At 57.7% G+C, this 20351-nt stretch carries 12 protein-coding genes and 1 pseudogene; 6 read left to right on the top strand and 7 right to left on the bottom strand.

Annotation, left to right across the window (positions count from 1 at the left end):
• The first annotated feature begins 5 nt into the window (after positions 1–5).
• The 4 genes and pseudogenes from glmS to KQP88_RS25055 all read left to right on the top strand — a co-directional run bounded on the left by glmS (position 6) and on the right by KQP88_RS25055 (position 6356).
• Positions 6–1841 (top strand): glutamine--fructose-6-phosphate transaminase (isomerizing), encoded by a 1836-nt coding sequence (gene glmS, locus KQP88_RS25065; RefSeq protein WP_200994418.1) that lies wholly within the window; start codon positions 6–8, stop codon positions 1839–1841.
• A 496-nt stretch (positions 1842–2337) separates the two neighbouring features.
• Positions 2338–3387 (top strand): annotated as a pseudogene (locus KQP88_RS25695) (methyl-accepting chemotaxis protein); the annotation flags it as partial.
• The gene (locus KQP88_RS25690; protein WP_407681850.1) at positions 3370–4242 is read left to right on the top strand and encodes a methyl-accepting chemotaxis protein; all 873 of its coding nucleotides are present in this window, start codon (positions 3370–3372) and stop codon (positions 4240–4242) included. The pseudogene KQP88_RS25695 and the gene KQP88_RS25690, both read left to right, overlap by 18 nt.
• A 437-nt stretch (positions 4243–4679) precedes the next feature.
• A complete protein-coding gene (locus KQP88_RS25055) occupies positions 4680–6356 on the top strand; it encodes a sensor domain-containing diguanylate cyclase (RefSeq protein ID WP_216704505.1) in 1677 nt (558 codons plus the stop codon).
• Positions 6357–6411: 55 nt separating this feature from the next.
• On the opposite strand, the gene KQP88_RS25050 is transcribed toward KQP88_RS25055, so the two are convergent.
• Together KQP88_RS25050 and KQP88_RS25045 are read right to left on the bottom strand one after the other, a co-directional pair.
• Positions 6412–7305, bottom strand: a complete 894-nt coding sequence (locus tag KQP88_RS25050) for an OmpA family protein (RefSeq protein ID WP_253950531.1) — start codon at positions 7303–7305, stop codon at positions 6412–6414.
• A 20-nt stretch (positions 7306–7325) separates the two neighbouring features.
• Positions 7326–8150, bottom strand: a complete 825-nt coding sequence (locus KQP88_RS25045) for a motility protein A (RefSeq protein WP_216704504.1) — start codon at positions 8148–8150, stop codon at positions 7326–7328.
• A 324-nt stretch (positions 8151–8474) separates the two neighbouring features.
• Between KQP88_RS25045 and KQP88_RS25040 the strand changes: the two genes are divergently transcribed.
• Both KQP88_RS25040 and KQP88_RS25035 read left to right on the top strand, forming a co-directional pair.
• Positions 8475–9527 (top strand): FliC/FljB family flagellin, encoded by a 1053-nt coding sequence (locus KQP88_RS25040; protein ID WP_216704503.1) that lies wholly within the window; start codon positions 8475–8477, stop codon positions 9525–9527.
• A gap of 174 nt (positions 9528–9701) precedes the next feature.
• On the top strand, positions 9702–13136 hold the full coding sequence (locus tag KQP88_RS25035; RefSeq protein ID WP_216704502.1) for an O-linked N-acetylglucosamine transferase, SPINDLY family protein: 3435 nt from the start codon (positions 9702–9704) through the stop codon (positions 13134–13136).
• A gap of 107 nt (positions 13137–13243) precedes the next feature.
• Here the strand turns inward: KQP88_RS25035 and KQP88_RS25030 are convergent, their stop codons facing one another.
• The 5 genes from KQP88_RS25030 to flhA form a co-directional block, all read right to left on the bottom strand.
• The gene (locus KQP88_RS25030) at positions 13244–14566 is read right to left on the bottom strand and encodes a UDP-glucose dehydrogenase family protein (protein WP_216704501.1); all 1323 of its coding nucleotides are present in this window, start codon (positions 14564–14566) and stop codon (positions 13244–13246) included.
• A 48-nt stretch (positions 14567–14614) separates the two neighbouring features.
• Complete coding sequence (locus tag KQP88_RS25025; RefSeq protein WP_216704500.1) at positions 14615–15307, bottom strand: RNA polymerase sigma factor FliA; 693 nt, start codon at positions 15305–15307, stop codon at positions 14615–14617.
• Between the two features lie 292 nt (positions 15308–15599).
• On the bottom strand, positions 15600–16052 hold the full coding sequence (locus tag KQP88_RS25020) for a hypothetical protein (RefSeq protein ID WP_216704499.1): 453 nt from the start codon (positions 16050–16052) through the stop codon (positions 15600–15602).
• Entirely contained in the window at positions 16049–18304 is a 2256-nt protein-coding gene (flhF, locus tag KQP88_RS25015) for a flagellar biosynthesis protein FlhF (RefSeq protein ID WP_216704498.1), read from the bottom strand. The genes KQP88_RS25020 and flhF overlap by 4 nt, the downstream gene beginning before the upstream one ends.
• On the bottom strand, positions 18301–20331 hold the full coding sequence (gene flhA / locus KQP88_RS25010; RefSeq protein ID WP_407681849.1) for a flagellar biosynthesis protein FlhA: 2031 nt from the start codon (positions 20329–20331) through the stop codon (positions 18301–18303). The genes flhF and flhA overlap by 4 nt, the downstream gene beginning before the upstream one ends.
• Positions 20332–20351: the final 20 nt, after the last annotated feature.

Below are 20351 nucleotides of genomic sequence, written 5' to 3'. Positions count from 1 at the left end.
GAACCATGTGTGGAATTGTCGGCGCCGTTGCTGAACGTAGTATCACAGCCATTCTGCTGGAAGGGCTCAAACGTCTTGAATACCGTGGCTATGACAGCGCCGGTGTAGCGGTTTTCAGCAATGAAGGCACCCTTGAGCGCCGTCGTCGTTCGGGCAAGGTCAGCGAACTGGAGCAAGCGCTGGCGGGCGAGCCTCTGGCTGGTCGTCTGGGCATCGCTCACACCCGCTGGGCTACCCATGGTGCACCTTGCGAGCGCAATGCACACCCGCACTTTTCGGCTGATGAGCTGGCAGTTGTCCACAACGGCATCATCGAAAACCACGAAGCCCTGCGCGAGCGTCTCAAAGGCCTGGGTTACGTATTCGCTTCCGATACCGACACCGAAGTCATCGTCCACCTGCTGCACCACAAGCTCAAGGACACGCCGGATCTGGCCAATGCCCTGAAAGCAGCGGTCAAGGAACTGCACGGTGCCTACGGCCTGGCAGTCATCAGCGCCAAACAACCGGATCGCCTGCTGGCCGCACGCAGTGGCAGCCCGTTGGTGATTGGCCTGGGTCTTGGTGAAAACTTCCTGGCATCGGACCAGTTGGCACTGCGTCAGGTGACCGACCGCTTCATGTACCTGGAAGAAGGCGATATCGCAGAGATCCGTCGCGACAGCGTGCAGATATGGTCTGTGGATGGTTTGCCGGTGGTTCGCGAAACCGTGCAATACCACGAAGGTGCCGAAGCCGCCGACAAGGGCGAATACCGTCACTTCATGCTCAAGGAAATCCACGAGCAGCCCAAGGTTGTGCAGCGCACGCTGGAAGGTCGCCTGGGTCAGCAACAAGTGCTGGTCCATGCCTTTGGCCCGCAAGCCGCTGAACTGTTCGCCAAGGTTCGCAATGTGCAGATCGTGGCCTGCGGCACCAGCTATCACGCCGGCATGGTTGCGCGTTACTGGCTCGAAGGTCTGGCCGGCATTCCTTGTCAGGTTGAAGTGGCCAGTGAGTTCCGCTATCGCAAGGTCGTGGTCCAGCCGGACACCCTGTTCGTTTCCATCTCCCAGTCCGGCGAAACCGCCGACACCCTGGCGGCACTGCGCAACGCCAAGGAGCTGGGTTTCCTGGCAAGCCTGGCCATCTGCAACGTCGGCATCAGCTCCCTGGTGCGCGAGTCGGATCTGACCCTGCTGACCCAGGCCGGTCCTGAAATCGGCGTGGCATCCACCAAGGCCTTCACCACCCAACTGGTTGCCCTGCTGTTGCTGACCCTCTCCCTTGGACAGGTCAAAGGCACACTGGAGGAGGGTGTCGAAGCCGAACTGGTCGAAGAACTGCGTCGCCTGCCGACCCGTCTGGGCGAAGCGCTGGCCATGGACAGCACCGTCGAGAAAGTCGCCGAGCTGTTCGCCGAGAAACACCACACCCTGTTCCTGGGCCGTGGCGCGCAATTCCCGGTAGCGATGGAAGGAGCCCTCAAGCTCAAGGAAATCTCGTACATCCACGCCGAAGCCTACCCGGCCGGCGAACTCAAGCACGGCCCGCTGGCGCTTGTGGATAACGACATGCCGGTGGTCACCGTTGCACCAAACAACGAACTGCTGGAAAAACTCAAATCCAACCTCCAGGAAGTCCGCGCACGCGGTGGTGAGCTGGTGGTATTCGCTGATGAACAAGCCGGCATGAAAAACGGCGAAGGCACTCATGTCATCGCCATGCCACATATCATCGACGCCCTGGCCCCGATTCTCTACACCATCCCGCTGCAGCTGCTGTCGTACTACGTGGCGGTGTTGAAGGGTACGGATGTGGATCAGCCTCGGAATCTGGCCAAATCCGTTACTGTGGAGTGAGTTATTCACAGGTGTAAGTTTTGGCAAGAAGGAGCATCACTGCTCCTTCTTGCCATTCGCGTCTCCACCAAAAGCAGTCTCAAAGTTATCAACAGACACGCTTTCCTCCGTTGATCTGCTGTCCTGCAGATCCCACAGCAGTGGTTTTAGAGAATTAAAACTGTCGGAAGTGACCGGGGATCAAACCCTCGGTTTGCCTCCGATCAGTGATTTCTCTCACGATTGAGCACCCTCAGAGGCTGATGAGGATCCTTTTTAGAGATGCTGCCATAGACGGTGGAACTTGCTCCTATGGACTTATAAAAAAATGGCAAATAAGTTGAACTTTTTTATCCGGGATAAGTTTCGTCGATTAAAATAAATTATGAGTTCGATAGCATCTTGGAAAGATACTTTTTCGCTAAAGTTTATTTGCGGGTGGCCGAAATTTATGGGGTTAGGAATGGCATGGAGTAGCCCTCTCCTATGTGACTACCTATAACTTTCAGAGGGCTCTATGTTAAATAATATATTGATCAATATGACCGTCAGGTCAAAGCTCGTACTCGGTTTCACCCTGGTAATAATATTTACTGTGCTTATTGCCCTCACGGGTTGGAGAGGAATCTCCTCACTCAGCGAGCGGAGTGAGCGCGTGTCTGACATCGCGAAGCTCACAACGCTGACGCGGGACATGCGCATCGCCCGGCTGGTCTACGCCCAGAATTCTGACGACGCCAACGCTGCCACCTGGCTGAAGGCGTATGACAATCTGGACAGTCATTTGGCTTATTTGCGCCAAATACTGGATTCCGAGATCAATATCCCTCATGTAAAAAGCGCGACGGCCGCGATGACGGTCTACAAGGGTTTTTACAACGACGTCATCAATGCGACCCACGCCCGCGAAACCAGTCGAGCCGTATTGGGCAGCAACAGCGACGATGCATCGGAGGCGCTGCAACGCCTCGACGCCCTCGCCTATTCGCCAGAAGGCACGCCCGCACAGCAAGATGCAATCAGGCAGGCGCAGGCGCTCTTTCAGAAAATGCGCTTTGATGTACGTGGGTACACTTACACCCTCAAGCCTGACGCGCAGCCGCTGGCGATCGCTTCAATCGCCGCGGTTGTAAACAACACTCAATCCCTGCAAGCCGCTGGATTTCAACCTGATGCCATCAAAGGCCTCCAGGCTCCACTGAGTAAATACCAGGCCGCCATCGCTCAGTTTTCGGAAGCACAGATCGCGATCAACCAGGGTCAGGCGGGTATCACGAAAACCATCGAAGTTCTGCTGAGTTCCGCCGATCAGTTGGCACAAAACCAGGTTTCGCTGCGTATTGAGGATGTTGGTCAAGCCAACAAGATGTTGATCATCTGGCTTAGTATCGCGCTCATCATCAGCGCATTGGCTGCATGGGTCATCACCCGCCTCATCGTGGGTCCGCTTCGCGAAGCGCTGCAATTGGCTGATCGGGTAGCAAACGGTGATCTGACCTACAGCGAGGTGACGGTAAGACGAGACGAACTTGGCCTGCTGCAAACCAGCATGCACAGAATGACCACAAACCTGCGGCAATTGATTGGTGGTCTGCGTGATAGCGTCACTCAGATCGCGAGCGCTGCCGAACAGTTGTCGGCAGTGACCGAGCAGACCAGCGCGGGGGTCAATAGCCAGCGGACCGAAACTGATCAGGTCGCAACAGCCATGAATGAAATGGCGGCCACTGTTCAGGAAGTTGCGAGGAACGCAGAGCAGGCGTCAGATGCGGCAGTCAGCGCCTCTAAAGAGGCCCGCGATGGCGATGCAGTTGTGGCCAAGGCAGTGCTTCAGATCGAAAAGCTCGCAACTGAAGTGGGTCATTCGAAAACCGCCATGGATGAGCTCAAGCAAGAGAGCAACAAGATCGGCGGCGTGCTTGACGTTATCAAGGCTGTTGCCGAGCAAACCAACTTGCTGGCACTCAATGCCGCCATTGAAGCCGCGCGCGCTGGCGAAGCCGGACGAGGTTTTGCGGTTGTTGCGGATGAGGTGAGAAGTCTTGCGCAGCGCACCCAGGAGTCGACCGAAGAAATTGCGACATTGATTGGTGGTCTGCACAGCCGAACCGCACAGGTTGCGACCACCCTGGAAAACAGTCGCCTACTGACTGACAACAGCGTGGAGCTGGCGCGGGATGCAGGGGCTTCGATCGGCAATATCAGTCGCTCAATTTCCACCATCGAATCAATGAACCAGCAAATCGCCGCTTCTGCCGAAGAGCAAAGCGCGGTGGCCGAAGAAATTAACCGCAGTGTCCTCAGTGTGAGGGACATCTCTGAACAGACCGCTTCCGCCAGTGAACAGACAGCAGCGTCAAGCGTTGAGCTGGCGCGTTTGGGTGTGCATCTGCAGGGGTTGGTGAGTAAGTTTGTTGTGTAAAAGCTGGAGAGGTATGTGCAGTGGGTATCGCTTGGACGGAGAATGTTAAGTCTTTGGCAAGCCCGATCAATCCAGGGTGTTACAGGGCCGTTGCGTAGCACCGGTCCGATCTTCGCTGACCCAGCGGATGCCAAGCATGCGTGCCAGTACGCCGCGCCGTACGAGTTCGCCGTAAACGTGCCGCAAGCCATGGCCAAGGTTCGCCTGATGGGGGGGAATGTCGCATCCTGCGATCCCCCGATCCTGATTCATCGAAACGTCAGGTAAGGCCTTTTTATGGCCCGGGTTCCACGCGTCTTTATCAAGTCTTCAAGGCTTGCTGTATTTAAGACCCTGAAACTGTTTTCTGAAGGCAACTTCAGCCAAAACTTTTCCTTGCCCTTTAACCGTCATATTCGGCATAAAGTGCCACTATTCTCACAATCAGATGCCCACTCATGATCAAAGCCAGTCTTCGTAGCCACCTGACCTTATGGTGTGCGGGCTTGTCGTTATTTACGCTCGTGAGTGTCGGCTTCTACGTCGGTCATATCGCAACTGGACAGATGAAGCAGGCGAGTGCTCATACGTCATTGAGCACAGCCAAATCGGCCGCCGCATTGCTGGGTGCGCAGCTCTATGAGCGGCAACTGGAAATGCACCTGCTCAGCCAGGAAAGTCATCTGATGAGCGGCGATCTGGACGATCCGGCCATCCTTCGGTCGATGGAACTGCGCAGTCAGTCCCATTCCGAATATGCCTGGATGGGGGTTGCCGATACGGACGGTCGGGTGCGGCAGGCTGTGAATGGTGTGCTGGTCAATCAGTCGGTCAAGGAACGTCCTTGGTTCAAGGCGGGTTTGCAAGGTTCCTACACTGGCGATCCTCATGAGGCCGTCCTGCTGGCCAGGTTGTTGCCCAATCCCAGCGGCGAGCCTGTACGTTTCATCGACTTCGCCACGCCCATCCGCAATGCCGAGGGGAATGTCATCGGCGTGCTGAGCGCGCATGCCCACTGGAGCTGGATGGCCAGGATTGTCGAGGCGGCCGTTCTGCGCGAAGGCATGCTGACCAATACCGAAGTGCTGATCGTCGATCAGGCGGGCGATGTTCTTTATCCACAGCAGCGTCTGGGGGAAAAACATCCGGAACTGCTTCAGTCACCGCAGCCGGGATGGTTCGTGGGCGATGATTTCCTGACCAGTGTTGTGAAAGTACCGACCCCGACGATTTCAGGGCTGGCCTGGTATGTCGCGGTTCGTCAGCCTCTGGCTCAGGCGCTGCAACCTGCGCATAGCCTTTTCTACCGTTTGTTGGGGTTGGGTGTCATTGCCGCCATCGCATTTGGTCTGGCGGCCTACTATCTGGCGTTGTACCTCAGTCGTCCGATCGAGCAACTGGCCAAGTCAGCCAGGCAGGTACAGGACCAGCAGCCCGGCGTGAGCTTCCCGCTGAGCCATCCGGTGCTGGAAATTGCCCAGCTCGGCCAGTCGATACAGAACATGACGCAATCGCTGCTGGGCAAGGAGCGCGAACTGCAGGATGCCAACAGCTCACTGGAAGTCACGGTTGCACAACGAACAGCGGCTCTTACCGAGGCCAATGCCGAACTGTTGAAACTGGCCACTCACGATGCGCTGACGGGTGTGTATAACCGACGCATGTTCGATGAAAAACTGATCGAATGCAGCCAGCGCTTTGAACGCACCGGACGCCCGTTCGCCTTGTTGTTCATCGATGCCGACCACTTCAAGCGCATCAATGACACCTATGGTCATGCCATTGGCGATGAAGTCCTCTACCAACTGGCTCAACTCATCGAGCAGAACACCCGCTCCACCGATTTCGTTGCCCGTTATGGCGGTGAGGAGTTCGCAGTGCTGTTGCCGGAGTTCGACAATCTGCGCAGCCCGGAAATCGTGGCCGAGAAGATCCGCGCCACCATTGCAGATGCCGACTTCTCCCTGGTCGGGCAGGTGACTGTCAGCATCGGTATCGGTCTGGCCGAGTCAACCGATGCCAACTCGACAGCCCTTATCAAGCGGGCCGACCAGCAGCTCTATCAGGCGAAGCTGTCAGGCAGGAATCGGGTTGTCTGCAATGCCGGCGTGAGCGATCAGCTGTTATCCACATAGCGCCGGCACGCAATGTGTTGATCGACCCGGTCGAGCGCTGTGGATAACTTTATCCTCAGCGTTCCAGAACCAGTTCCACCCGACGATTACTCGCACGTCCCCGGGCTGTATGGTTATCGCCCAGGGGCTGGGTGTCTGCGTATCCCACGGCTGCAAGCCGATTGCCTTTGATACCGTTGCTCTGCAGGTAACGCACGACGCTGCCTGCGCGGGCGCTGGAGAGTTCCCAGTTGGAAGGGAAGCGGGAACTGCGGATGTCCTGAGTATCGGTGTGACCTGTCACGATGACTTTGTGCGAGACGCTTTCGAGCACTGGAATCAGATGTTGCAGAACCTTCAGGCCGCCCAGGTTGAGATCGGACTGTCCGGAAGGGAAGAGGATTTCACTGTTGATGCGAAAGCTGATGGTGCTTTCGTTGGTGACCACCTCAATGTCATCGCCCAGCTTGTCCAGAGGCAGCTCCTTGAGCAGGTCATCGACACTGGGCGCAGGAGCGGCAGGTGGAGGCGGTTCGATTGCAGCGGTTTCTGTGATGACTTCTGTTGGGGCTGAGGTTGCGACAGGCTCGACAACGGGCTCCGGCTCGGCAGGTATTTCAGTCTTTGGCACGAGCAGCAACTTGCCCGGCTGATCCGGCTGTTGGACTTGAGTCAGGTTTTTCGCACTCATCAACGGGCTGAGGTCGCCGTCGGTTTTCTGAGTGTGGCTATGACCTTTGCCTGCCATGGCCAGCATTGCCATGGTCACCACCAGCAACAGCGTCATCATGTCCAGATACGTCATCATCCATGAGTCGTTCTCGGCTTCGCCCACAGGTGTGGCGCTGGCCGCTGCGGCGGCTGCACTTTTGCGCTTGAGCCCACGCTGACTCTGGCGAGCCTGCATCAACTCGACCTCAAGAGCCCGCTGGCGTGCCAGCAAGTGCTGATGACTGGTTGGACCGTTCACCGAGACGCTGCTATCGGGCCTCATACTTTTGGTATGCCCCTGAGTGTTATCACTTTGCGGCGTGAACGTGGAGGTTCGTCGCGCAGCTCGTTCTGGTGCTGAGCGACGAATGATTTCAGTGTTTCGCGCATCAAGCCCGGGCTGCGCTTGTTGGACATCATGGAAATGCCCTGCAGGACCATGTTCATCAGCACCACTCGTTGCTCGGTGCGTCGCTCCAGCTTGACCGCGACAGGCTTGAACACCAGGTTGGCCAGCAGCACGCCATAAAGGGTGGTCATGAGGCCGACGGCCATTTGTCGGCCGATGGTGATCATGTCGCCATCGCCGAGTACGAACATGAGGTTCACCAGCCCCACCAATGTGCCCAGCATGCCGAAGGCCGGTGCGTAACTGGCCATGACCCGGAACAGTTGCGCTTCGGCCTGCTCCTTGGCGCGCAGACGGGAAATGCGCCATTGCAATAACTCGACGATGTCATCCTCTGGCGTCTTGTCGATCACCAGTTGCACACCTGAGCGCAGGAAGGGGTTTTTCACTCGGCCCAGTTCCTCTTCCACTGCGCGTAGATCTCCATCGATCCACAGTCGCGACAGGCTGACCAGTTCGTCGATATCTTCCTGAGCGTACTCGCGCTCGTTGCGAATGACGGTCCTGATCAGGCTGAAGATGCGCAGCACTTCGCTCAGCGGATAGCTGATGAAGGTCGCCGCGAAAGTACCGACGACCACAATCCCCAGACTTGGAAGATCGACGAACAAGCCGGGGTCCTGTGCAGAGAACACCAATAGAACGGCCAGCAAGACAAGGCTGGCAAGCATGCCTATCAGAGTTGAAGGGTTCATGCCGCACTCCTGGAAACAACACTCGGCACCGGCGCAAAAGACGCCGGTACGGTAGAGGAAAGGAGGCTTTATAGCGTGCAGGTGCTGTTTTCAAAGTCGTTAATACAGCCACTTTCCCTATCGAAATCTGCGTTACGAAAGAGGCTGACGGCTCTGGAGCCCTGAGAGAAAACATGCTCAAAAAATTTTTTACGGCTCGCTAAAGGTGGGTTATCGCAGCGCCGATGTTCGGAATGTCTGTACGGCAACGGCGCTGAAAGCAAGGGGCGCCGCCATATTCCCGATTTGTCATAAGCGCCTCACCCACGAGAAGGAACTGCAAAAATGTCAGTTATCAATACCAACATCACATCGATGATCGCTCAACAGAACCTGAACTCTTCGGAGAACAGCCTGAGCACCTCCATCGAGCGCCTGTCCTCTGGCCTGAAAATCAACAGCGCCTCCGATGACGCTGCCGGCCAGGCAATTGCCAACCGCATGAGCTCTCAGATCACCGGTCTGGAACAGGCAAGCAGCAACGCCAGCGACGGTATTTCCCTGGCGCAGACCACTGAAGGTGCGCTGGACCAGGTGAACGACAACCTGCAGCGTATTCGTGAGCTGGCAGTACAGGCCGCCAACGGCACCAACTCCCAGTCCGACCTGCAATCGATCCAGGATGAAATCACCCAGCGTCTGGACGAGATCAACCGTATCTCCGAGCAGACCGCGTTCAACGGCGTGGACGTACTGGCTTCCGACCAGACCATCACCATCCAGGTCGGTGCCAACGATGGCGAAACCATCGACATCAAACTGAGCGAAATCAACGCTGAAACCCTGGGTCTGAGCGATTTCAACGTCAACGGTTATGACACCACGCTGACCGCGACCACCCTGACTGATTCTTCGGGTACCGCGATCACTGCTACCAACACCAGCTATGTCGACAAGTCCGGTACTACCGTGACTGGCGGCACCCTGTCGGTTGACGCAGATGGCGATTACTTCCTGACCGTAGACGGTAAAACCTATGCGGCAGAGGTCACGCTGACCACCAGCGGCACCACGACTACGGCCAGCGTCAGCATCGACACTGAAAACGAGGTTACCAAGAAGTCGACCGGTACCCTGACGACGCTGGACAGTGCGCTGAATACCGTGGACTCCATGCGTTCGGACCTCGGTGCGGTGCAGAACCGTTTCGACTCGGCGATCACCAACATCTCGACAACCACCACCAACCTGACCTCCGCCCGTTCGGGTATCCAGGACGTGGACTACGCGACAGAAGTATCGTCGATGACCAGCGCGCAGATCCTGCAACAGGCGGGTACTTCGGTATTGGCTCAAGCCAACTCCATGCCTGAGCAGATGCTGTCTCTGCTGCAGTAATAGCGCAGCAGGCAATACAGCAAAAGGGGGCCAGCGCATGCTGTGCCCCCTTTTTTCATTTGTACCCAATACCCCGTAAACCCGTGGCTTGCGCCAGCTTATCCGGGCTTTGTCACGATCTGTGCCGAGATAGCATCCAGCTTTGGATTCTTTCTTCACAAGGCCGCCTTTTCCATGCCCAAGCCCGTCAGATCGCAAAAGAAAAACGCTTCATCCACATCGAGTCGAGCCGACACTCGCGACCTGACCCTGGCCCGACAACTCTGCCAACAACGCCCTCGCGACCCGCAAGTGTGGCGGGATCTGGGCAACCTGGAACTCAAGGACGAACCAGAGCGGGCGCTGGCCAGTTACGAACAAGCCATGAGCCTGAGCCCGGACGACGCCCGGACAATGGAACTTGTGGCCCGTGCTGCGCAAAAGCTTGGGCAGGCCGAACGAGCGCAAGAGCTGGCCATCAAGGCGCTGGGCATAGAACCGGATTTTTCACCGGCCCATCATCGTCTGGCCACGCTCTATTTCGAGAAAGGCCAGTTCGCCAAAGCCCTGAAGCATATCGAACAGGCTCTGGACACCAACGCCGGGGATTTTCGGCTGCTGTCTCGCAAGGGCCTGATCCTCAACCGGCTTGATCGTCATGGCGAGGCCATCGAAGTATTCGAGCTGTTGATCAAACGTGAGCCGGGCGATTACAGCCACTGGAATAACCTGGCCAACCTGTACAAGGACATTGGCCAGCTCAAGAAGGCCGATGAGCATTATCAAAAGGCGGTGGCCCTGGCCAAACGCAAGGATGTACTGCCGTATTCCAATCGCCTGACCTCGCTGCACTATGACCCTGATCGTAGTCGCGAGTATATTTTTGAAGTGTGCAAGGAGTGGCAGTCGCGCTTCGGTCCCAAACTTGTTCCTCCAAGGCCCGAGGCGCAGGACCGTACGCCGAACCGATGCCTGAGAATCGGCCTGGTTTCCGATGGCCTGCGCCAGCATCCGGTGGGCAACATGATCGTCGGCGTGCTGGAAAAACTGCCGCGTCATCAGTTCGAACTGTTCGCTTACAGCACCAGCCAGGTGTCCGATCACCTGACCCGACGCATTCGCATGACCGTTCATCAGTGGCTGGCGATCAAGCACATGGATGAGCAAACGCTTGCCCAGCGTATTCGTGATGACAAGATCGATATCCTGATTGATCTCTGTGGCCACAACGCGGGCAACCGCATGGGCACCATGGCCCTGCAACCGGCACCTCTGTTGGTCAAATGGGTCGGTGGCCTGATCAATACCATGGGGCTGGACGCCATTGATTACCTGCTCAGCGACAGTATCGAGTCGCCTGAAGGCGAGGATGCGTTCTACACCGAAAAACTCATTCGCCTGCCTGACGATTACATCTGCTACGACCCGCCGCCCTACACACCGGACATCAAGCCATTACCTGCATTGGAAAACGGCTTCATCACCTATGGCTGCTTCAATAACCCGACCAAGATCAACGATTTCCTGCTCGGCCAGTGGGCGCAATTGCTGCTTGCGACGCCTGATTCGCGTTTGCTGCTCAAGGGTGGTTCATTCAGCAACGGCGAGCTGCGCGAACATGTTCATCTCTTTATGGAAACCCGTGGCGTAGCCCGTGAGCGGGTTATCGTTGAAGGGCCGATTGGCCACAAATATCTGCTTGAAACCTACAACCGCATCGATATCGCCCTCGACCCATGGCCGTACTCCGGTGGCCTGACCACCTGTGAGGCCTTGTTGATGGGGGTTCCGGTCATCACCTTGCCTGGCCCGACCTTCGCGGGTCGTCACTCTGCCACTCACCTGGTCAATGCCGGCTTGCCCGAGCTGGTGGTCAGCAGTTGGGAGGAGTATCGAGAGCGGGCCATTGGTCTGGGCAAGGATCTGAAGAGCCTTGCCAGCATCCGCACTCATTTGCGCGATGTGCTGATGTGTTCGCCTGTGTGCGACAGCAGTCGTTTTGCTGGCCACTTCAGCAATGCCATGCGGGCGATCTGGCAGCGCTATTGCGAAGCCAGACCTGCTGCGGCTTTGGCGCTCGGCAAGGATGGCCAGGCCTGGTTCGAAGGCGACGAGCAGGCTGTGGATATCCAGCATCCTGCTGCGCCAGAAAAGGAAGAAGACTTCAGCTTCAAGTTTCAGGGCAAGGTCATCACCCTGGATCATGGCGCGACGCTTGTGGCTTCGGCGCAATTCGTCGAGTTGCAAAAGCTGGGTGCCTTTTCGACCATTGCCTTCGATCCGGCAAGCCGTGTAGACAATGCCAGACAATTGGGGCAACTGGGCGAACTGCATCATTACCCGCATGCAGCGCTGGGCAATGGTCAGCCTGCGACGCTCTATGCATGTCTCGACCCGACGCTGACGGCATCGCTGGAACCCTTGCCCGGCGAGGGGCTGGCGGGCACCAGAGTTCTGGCAAAGCTTGCACTGCCGACCTTGAAGCTGGACAACATCAAGGGTTTGCCGCCCGTGGACTGGCTGTTGCTGGACAACCTGAACGACAGCCTGGCCGTGCTGGAAAATGGTCAGCGAACCCTGGCTGATACCTTGCTGGTTCAGGCGCGTATCAACTTCGTGCCGACCCATATGCAACAACCGGATATCGGGCTCGTGAGCCAAAGCCTTGCGCGTCTGGGCTTCAGCTTTTATCGGCTGAACCGGCTTCAACACATCAGCCATCTGCCTCAGAGTGACAGCCTTGTTCAATTGCGCGCCTCGCATCTGGTATGCGCCGATGCCTTGTTTCTGCCCAATGCATCCCGGCTGCAAGCCCTGTCGGAAAATCAGTGCCTGAAGCTCGCGTTCATTCTGCATACGGTTTACGGCGCCCACGATGTGGCGACGCAACTCATCATGAATCGGGACAGTGAACTGGGTGCCCGATACCTCAAGTACTGTCAGGGTTCCTCGCCAGCCGTATTACAACTACCGCCCTCGAACCTGACTCATACGCCAATCGCCCGCAACGATGAGCATCAACCTGTTGCCGCTCCGATGCAGGAGCCTCAGGTGACCTTCCCGGAGGAGGTCGCTGTTTATCTGCGCAAGGTCTATGCCGATGCCTCGGTGATTCTGGAGTACGGCAGCGGTGGCTCAACCATCATTGCTGCAAAAATGCCGAACAAGTCGGTCATTTCTGTCGAAAACGACGCGCAATGGGCGAATGACATGCAGGCTTATATCGCGAGTCATACCTTTGAATCGCGGCCCGTTATCTATCCGGTCAATGTCGGCGAGACCGGGAAATGGGCACGCCCCAAGAATGCTCGGGCCTGGAAGCGATTCCATACTTATCCACTGAAGGTCTGGGACGAACCTTTTTTCCAGCAGCCGGATGTCATTCTTATCGACGGGCGATTTCGGATTGCCTGTTTTGTGACGGCTTACCTTCGGGTGAGCAAGCCAACGATTGTGCTGTTCGATGACTACTCTGATCGGCCTCACTACCACGTGGTCGAGCGACTATTGAAACCGACCGAGTTCGTAGGGCGTATGGCACGGTTCGACCTGAAGCCTCTGACCGAAGTGCCGAAGGCAGAGCTGACCTGGCTGGTGGGGAGTTATAACGAAGTGGCATACGCCGAGTAGGAGCGAATTCATTCGCGAAAGATCGGTGAAGCTGAAGAAAATCTATCGCCCTCAATTACGTCTCGCGAATAAATTCGCTCCTACAGAAACCTGATGTGACGTGACGCTCAGGCCCTGCCAATGCTGGAATAGGCCAACCCTGCTTCTGCCAGGGCCTTGGGTTCATACAGGTTGCGGCCATCGATCACGATGGCTGCCTTGAGCTGTTGTTTGAGCCAGGCGAAGTCGACGCTACGAAAGGCTTTCCATTCGGTGCATATCACCAGGGCATCTGCACCTTTGACTGCCTGGATACGATCACCCGCCAGCAACAGGTCGTCTCGCTCGCCGTAGATCCGCCGACATTCCGGCATGGCTTGCGGGTCGTAAGCCTGCACTCTGGCGCCTGCTTCCCACAGCGACTCCATCAGATTTCTACTGGGGGCGGCACGCATGTCGTCGGTGTTGGGTTTGAAAGACAGCCCCCACACCGCAATGGTCTTGTTCACCAACTGACCTTCGAGTGCCCGTTCAAGCTTTCTGAACAGCGTGGTTTTCTGTCGCTGGTTGACCTCTTCAACAGCCCTGAGCAATTGCGGGGTGTAGCCCACTTCATGGGCCGTGCGGCTCAGCGCCTGAATATCCTTGGGGAAGCACGAACCGCCATAACCACAACCCGGATAGATGAAGTCATAACCGATACGCGGGTCGCTGCCGATCCCGTGGCGCACCTGCTCGATATCCACATCGAGGCGTTCGGCAAGGTTGGCCATCTCGTTCATGAAGCTGATCTTGGTGGCCAGCATGGCGTTGGCGGCGTACTTGGTCAGTTCGGCGGCCCGCAGGCTCATGAACATCAGCTTGTCGTGATTGCGGTTATAGGGCGCATAGCATTCGCGCATCAGGGTTCTGACTTTTTCGGATTCCGTACCGACGATGATGCGCGCGCCGCGGGTGAAGTCCTCGATGGCTGCGCCTTCTTTCAGAAACTCGGGGTTGGAACACACATCGAACGGCAGTTGAAGATCGCGCCTTTGGAGTTCTGCCTGAATGGTCGCCTGCACTTTTTCGCCGGTGCCGACCGGGACAGTGGATTTGTCGACCACGACTTTATAGTCCTGCATGTGCTGGCCAATGCTTTGCGCAACAGCCAGCACGTATTGCAGGTCGGCGCTGCCGTCTTCATCCGATGGAGTGCCCACCGCAATGAACAGCAGGTTGGCGAAAGCAACGGTTTGCTCGATATCGGTCGAGAAGATCAGGCGTCCGGCCTGAACGTTGGCACGGATCAACGTACTCAGTCCTGGCTCATGAATCGGTGTTTCACCTGCTTGCAGCAGTTCTATGCGCTGCACGTCGATGTCCATGCACATCACCTCATGCCCGACATCGGCAAGGCAGGCGCTTGCCACAAGACCTACATAGCCCGAACCGAATACGCTGATTTTCATGGTTTTTACCGAATTTTGAGCGCTATTTCAGCGTGGTGGGCACGTGTCTTACTCGGCCATGCTGGTGCGCAACCGGGCAATGGCCTGGCTGTGCAACTGACAGGCACGGGATTCGCTGACACCCAGCACCATGCCAATTTCACGCAGGTTGAGTTTTTCCTGATAACACAACGCGAGCAGCACTCTTTCACGCTCCGGAACAGCATCAATGGCCCGGATGAGATGGATGCGATTGCGGTCGTTGACCAGTTCTGCAAAGGGGGTGATGTGCTTGGAGCTGAGCGCTTCGCTATGGTCTTCGCCCAGATCGTCGATGGGCAGCATCTGGCTGCCATTGGTATCGCTGAGCACCTGATGATATTCATCGAGGCTCAGCCCCATGGCCGCAGCGATTTCACGCTCCTTGGCGGGGCGTCCGAGGCTTTGCTCCAGACGGTGTATGGCATCTTCCAGTGCTCGCGCATTGCGTCGCACGCTGCGCGGTACCCAGTCGCGGGTGCGCAGTTCGTCGATCATCGCACCGCGAATGCGCTGGGAAGCGAAGGTCCCGAAGGTGGCTCCGATATCCACGTCATAGCGGGTCATGGCGTCGAGCAAACCTATACTGCCGGCTTGAATCAGATCATCCAGTTCAATATTGGCAGGCAGCCGTGTTTTCAGACCTAATGCTTGCCGCCGGACCAAGGGCAGGTACTGCTTGAGCAATTCCTGCTGGTTCATCTTGCCCTGTGCCGTATACATCGTGCGCGCCCGGAGTTGTAAGGTCAGGATTATTACCGCTCCCATGGAGCCCTTAAGCGTGGAACAGCCATGCACGAAACGACATATTCCCCGTTTAACCACAGCTGACGATCACCGGCAGGCGTAATGCCAGACAGTTAAGGCACGAACAAAACGTGTGGGAGGCAGCTTGCTGGCGAAAAAAGCCTGAAAACCGGCAGATATTCTGTGTCTGTACGTGAAGTCGCCAGCAAGCTGCCTCCCACAAAGTGATTCATGACCTTAACTGAGCGGCATTAACCCGCAGGCGAATTCACGGGTTCCACTCATCGACCACCAGCAACCGAATGCCCAGATAGTGTTGTGCGGCATCGATCAGGTTATTGAGCAGGCCATCCCGTGAAGCAAATCCTTCATGCAGCGCCAATACGCAGGCCGGGCCGTTTTGCTCCTGGAGCTGGCGCAAGAGCCCGAAGCTTTGTCGGAATGCATCAGGATGGTTTTTTATCCACAGCCCCCAGCGAGGATGCCGAAGATTCTGGCTGTTCAACTTATCCACAGCCTGCACATGCCAGCGGTCGGGATGCCCGACCCATCTATGGCCTTGTTGATGCCAGCGCTCCAGAGTCTTGTGGGCCGAGCCTGTCAGATGCGCCGGGCCAAACAGCATCAGCGTGCGGTCTGGCACGGGTTCAGGAGCCGGAGTGTGATGTCTGGCCCAACGCCGCAGGCCGGCGGCCTGATCCAGTTCAGGCCAGTCACTCATGCGCAGGCGTCCATGCGCGTGAAGGCATCGCTGACCGTCAGCAGATGCAGCAAGCCGTCGAGGATTGCGGCTGCATTGCCTGTATGTTTTTTAGCCAGCAGCCCCAACAATTGCGCTCTGGCCTGGAAGGCCCAGTCATCGTTGGTGTTGGTCAATCGCACAGCGGTCGCTGCCAGCCCGGCGGCCAGATACTGGCGCAGTTCGGCATGCTGATGCGGCTGGATTTCCGCCAGTTGTTTCCAGGTGCGCGCAGTAAGCGTGGCCAGTTCATCGTGGGTCAGTTGCAGGGTGAGATTGAGCGCCTGATTATCCAGCTCCGACCTGGCACCCATGTGTTCTCCGGCCAGCCACCAGCGTTGTCCCAACAATTGCCCGCTGTGGCTGTCATGCAAGGTACCGAACCAGGCCCGCAGTGATTCCTGTGCCTTGCTCACGCGATTGACCGGCAGATGGCGAAGGCTCAGGCGTACGTTGCGGCCGCGGTATCTCAGCTCGCGAAAGCCGAAGTCTTCGCTGTGGATAACCAGCGCATCGAGACGCTGCCGCTCACCCTGATATTCAACCCGCTGGCTGCCTTTGATTGCGCTCAGCCAGGTCTGGCCTGCATGGCTCAAGGCATCGAGGGTTTCCGTGTCCGGACAGCCTGCCCACAGATGGCGGTGTGCAGGCCAGCGATGCTGACACCAGTTCAGACGGGGTTGCTGGCCAATCGGCAAGCGATGTGCCAGCCAGGGGCGAGCCTTTAACTGGCCAGCGTTGTCCGCTGCCAGCAAGGGCATGTTCCATGTGGCTCCAGGCAATGAACGAGGCGCACCCCACAGCAACAGGCCTCCTGGCCTGGCTGGCGTGTAATGCTCCTGCGTACTTGTGAACGTCGCCCAGCGCTGGTTCTGTAGCGCTTGGGGCAAGCCCGTCAACGGCCAGACATCAAGCAATTCTCCAAAGCCCGAGATCCGCTGTTTCAGAGTGTCACGCAATGTCGAGACGAGACGGGTCTGGCCCATCAGTCCGCGCACCAGCGCATCGAGCCGCAGGGCAGTCGATTTTCCCGGCTTTGTCGCGAACAGGGAAGGGCGCGAGATATCCACAGCCTGCTGCAGGACGGACGAGTTCGAAGGAAGCTGCAAGTCTTCAGGCACTTGCTGGCCGGTGGACAGGTAATTCAGGCGCAAGCCATGACGGATAACGGTGTCCAGTGCCGGTCCCAGACGTGCAGCCTCATCGCATTTGCCAATGATGCAGTCATCCAGGCTGCAGCCCGCGACATGGGCGGCGTTGCGATAGGTCTGAACCACTTCTTCCAGGGTGTCGCCATGGCTCGCAGCATTGATGACCAGCATCAGACGCAACGACCGTCCGCTTGAGCCCAACTGGTTCATCTGGGCCATCAGGCGTTGGTCGCGCTGGCTCATGCCGACGGTATCGATAATGACAAGGCGCTTGTGGATAAGTCCGGCAAGCACCTGATCGAGCGCAGCGGCAGGTGTCAGGGCATGCAGCTCCACACCCAACAAGTCTGCATAGATGCGCAATTGTTCATGGGCACCGATCCGGAAGCTGTCGGTGGTCACCAGCGCCACCTGGCTGGCGCCATGACGCATGACATAGCGGGCAGCGAGCTTGGCCGTGGTGGTGGTCTTGCCCACACCGGTCGGGCCGACCAGCGCAATGATGCCGGTGTCATCGAACAGTTCGGCTTCATCGCCCAGCTGGTTCAGGTGACTGCCCAGCTTTTGCTCCAGCCAGGTCTGAAGCCGGGCTGGCGTGGCGTCCGGACCTTCAAGTTGCGCAGGGATTGTTCCCAGTATTTCCTCGCTCAGACTTGCACTGAAACCGGCATCGAGCAGCCATTTGAGGAGTTGAGGGCGACAACCCTGGCTGGCTGACAGGCGCTCCGACTTGCGATCAATGAGCTGGCGCATATCCTGGATTTCGTTCAGCAGGCGTTCGCTCAGGGCGGCAAAATCCATCGCCGGTCCGGATGTGATGGCTGGTGCGACAGGCGCATCGTGTACGGTGCTCGTTGGGTAGCTATTCACCTGACTGGCGTATGCGGTTGCGGCATGCAAAGGGCTGACCGGTAGAGGGCTGTCATCCGGTTCCGATGGCTGAGCCTCATCGATCAACGCCATGATCTCGACACCTTCGTCGATCATGCGGCTCGACAGGATCAAGGCGTCTTCACCCAATACCAGGCGCACCTGGTTCATGGCTTCGCGACTGTTGGCACCGACAAATCGTTGAGCACTCATTTGGGTGTTCCTCCGATAACGTTAATCATGCGTAGCGTGCGGTCATCCGGCACTTCGCTCAGAGAGATCACGGTCAGGTGGCGCAGGCGGCGGCGAAGGAAGCGCGACAGCACTGGCCGCAGTTTGTTGGGGACTACCAGCACCGGAGGTTCGGTACTGATTTCCTGACGCTTGAGGGCCAGGGTGGTCTGCTGCATCAAGTTGTCCGCCAGGCTGGGCTCCAGCGATCCGCCGTTGCCCACGGCCTGCATCAACACCTGCTCAAGATTGAAATCCAGGCCGATGACTTTCAGTTCGGGCTTGTTGGCGAACAGCTGGTTGACGATGGAGCGGCCCAGAGCGACCCGCACGACGGCCGTCAGTTCTTGAACATCGGGTGGCTGCTGCACGCCACCGTGCTCGGCCAGTGCGTCGAGGATGGTCCGCATGTCGCGGATCGAGACGCTTTCTTCCAGCAGGTTCTGCAGCACGCGTTGCAGGATCGTCATCGACACCAGCTTGGGTACCACTTCGTCAATCAGGCCTTTGCTGTCCGGGCCGAGCTTGTCCAGAAGCTTCTGCACTTCACTGCGACCGAGCATGTCCTTGGCGTGCTGATGCAGTAAGTGGTTGAGATGGGTTGCTGCCACGGTGCTGGCATCGACGACGGTATAGCCGTAGATCTGCCCATGCTCGCGCAGGCTCGACTCGATCCAGATGGCAGGCAAGCCGAATGCCGGATCCACGGCCTCGTCGCCTTCCAGCTTGCCCGTCACCTTGCCTGGATTGATGGCCAGCCACTTACCAGGGAAGATCTCTCCGCGTCCGATCTCCACACCCTTGAGGCTGATGATGTAGGTGTTGGGCGACAGCTCAAGCTTGTCACGCACATGGACCACTGGCGGCAGAAAGCCCACGTCCTGGGCGAACTTCTTGCGCAGGCTTTTGATGCGGGTCACCAGCTCGCCTTGCTGGCGTGCGTCGACCAGTTGAATCAGCCGATGGCCCACACGCATGCTCAGGGTATCGACCAGTTGCACGTCATCCCAGGTGGCCTCGGTGCTTTGTGAGGCGGACTTGAGCGGCGCGCTCTGTATGGAGTTTTCGGCGGGCGGGGCCTCTTGCCTGGAAAACCACCAGCCCAGACCACCCAGCAATACCGTCAGCATCAGGAACACCAGGTTCGGCATGCCCGGCACCAGCCCGAGCAAGCCCATCACACCGGCGGTCAACATCAACACCTTGGGTCGGCTGAAGAGCTGGCCCATCATCTGCTGGCCCACGTCTTCTTCGGTATTGACCCTCGATACCGTGACGCCCGCCGCGATGGAAATGACCAGACCGGGAATCTGTGCCACCAGGCCATCACCGATAGTCAGCATGGTGTAGGTATGAGCGGCATCGGCGAACGCCATATCGTGTTGCAGCATGCCGATGGCCAGACCGCCGATGATGCACACGGCCATGATGACCAGCCCCGCCACGGCGTCCCCGCGCACGAACTTGCTGGCACCGTCCATGGAGCCGAAGAAGTCGGCTTCCTGAGCCACTTCCTTGCGGCGTTTCCGGGCTTCCGGTTCACCGATCAGACCTGCGTTGAGGTCGGCATCGATTGCCATCTGCTTGCCCGGCATGGAGTCCAGCGTAAAGCGTGCCCCGACTTCCGCAATACGACCTGCACCCTTGGTGATCACCATGAAGTTGATGGTTACCAGAATCAGGAACAGTGCCAGGCCCACGGCAAAGTTGCCGCCCACCAGAAACTCGCCAAAGGCTTCGATGACCTTTCCCGCGGCGTCGGGGCCGGTGTGGCCATCCATCAGAATCACGCGGGTCGAGGCCACGTTGAGTGACAGGCGCAGCAAGGTCGTGAACAGCAGCACCGACGGAAACGCCGAGAAATCCAGAGGCTTCTCGGTGAGCATGCTCACCAGCAGCACCATGATTGCCAGAGCGATGTTGAAGGTGAACAGCAGGTCCAGGATGAAAGTCGGCAGCGGCAGGATCATCATCGACAGGATGAGGATGATCAGCACCGGCCCGGTCATGATCTTCAGGTCGGTTTTGC

It is taken from the genome of Pseudomonas lijiangensis (genome assembly GCF_018968705.1).
GTDB classification, from domain to species: domain Bacteria; phylum Pseudomonadota; class Gammaproteobacteria; order Pseudomonadales; family Pseudomonadaceae; genus Aquipseudomonas; species Aquipseudomonas lijiangensis.
The sequence above is the reverse complement of the archived record's forward strand: the minus strand, read 5'-3'. Positions and strand labels throughout refer to the sequence as shown.

What these genes read in the sequence shown, in the direction of transcription:
- flhA (WP_407681849.1), bottom strand. Translation starts at nt 20,331, where the DNA reads ATGACCGGGCCGGTGCTGATCATCCTCATCCTGTCGATGATGATCCTG.
- KQP88_RS25045 (WP_216704504.1), bottom strand. Translation starts at nt 8,150, where the DNA reads ATGAACCCTTCAACTCTGATAGGCATGCTTGCCAGCCTTGTCTTGCTG.
- KQP88_RS25020 (WP_216704499.1), bottom strand. Translation starts at nt 16,052, where the DNA reads ATGAGTGACTGGCCTGAACTGGATCAGGCCGCCGGCCTGCGGCGTTGG.
- KQP88_RS25035 (WP_216704502.1), top strand. Translation starts at nt 9,702, where the DNA reads ATGCCCAAGCCCGTCAGATCGCAAAAGAAAAACGCTTCATCCACATCG.
- KQP88_RS25030 (WP_216704501.1), bottom strand. Translation starts at nt 14,566, where the DNA reads ATGAAAATCAGCGTATTCGGTTCGGGCTATGTAGGTCTTGTGGCAAGC.
- KQP88_RS25690 (WP_407681850.1), top strand. Translation starts at nt 3,370, where the DNA reads ATGCACAGAATGACCACAAACCTGCGGCAATTGATTGGTGGTCTGCGT.
- flhF (WP_216704498.1), bottom strand. Translation starts at nt 18,304, where the DNA reads ATGAGTGCTCAACGATTTGTCGGTGCCAACAGTCGCGAAGCCATGAAC.
- glmS (WP_200994418.1), top strand. Translation starts at nt 6, where the DNA reads ATGTGTGGAATTGTCGGCGCCGTTGCTGAACGTAGTATCACAGCCATT.
- KQP88_RS25040 (WP_216704503.1), top strand. Translation starts at nt 8,475, where the DNA reads ATGTCAGTTATCAATACCAACATCACATCGATGATCGCTCAACAGAAC.
- KQP88_RS25025 (WP_216704500.1), bottom strand. Translation starts at nt 15,307, where the DNA reads ATGTATACGGCACAGGGCAAGATGAACCAGCAGGAATTGCTCAAGCAG.
- KQP88_RS25055 (WP_216704505.1), top strand. Translation starts at nt 4,680, where the DNA reads ATGATCAAAGCCAGTCTTCGTAGCCACCTGACCTTATGGTGTGCGGGC.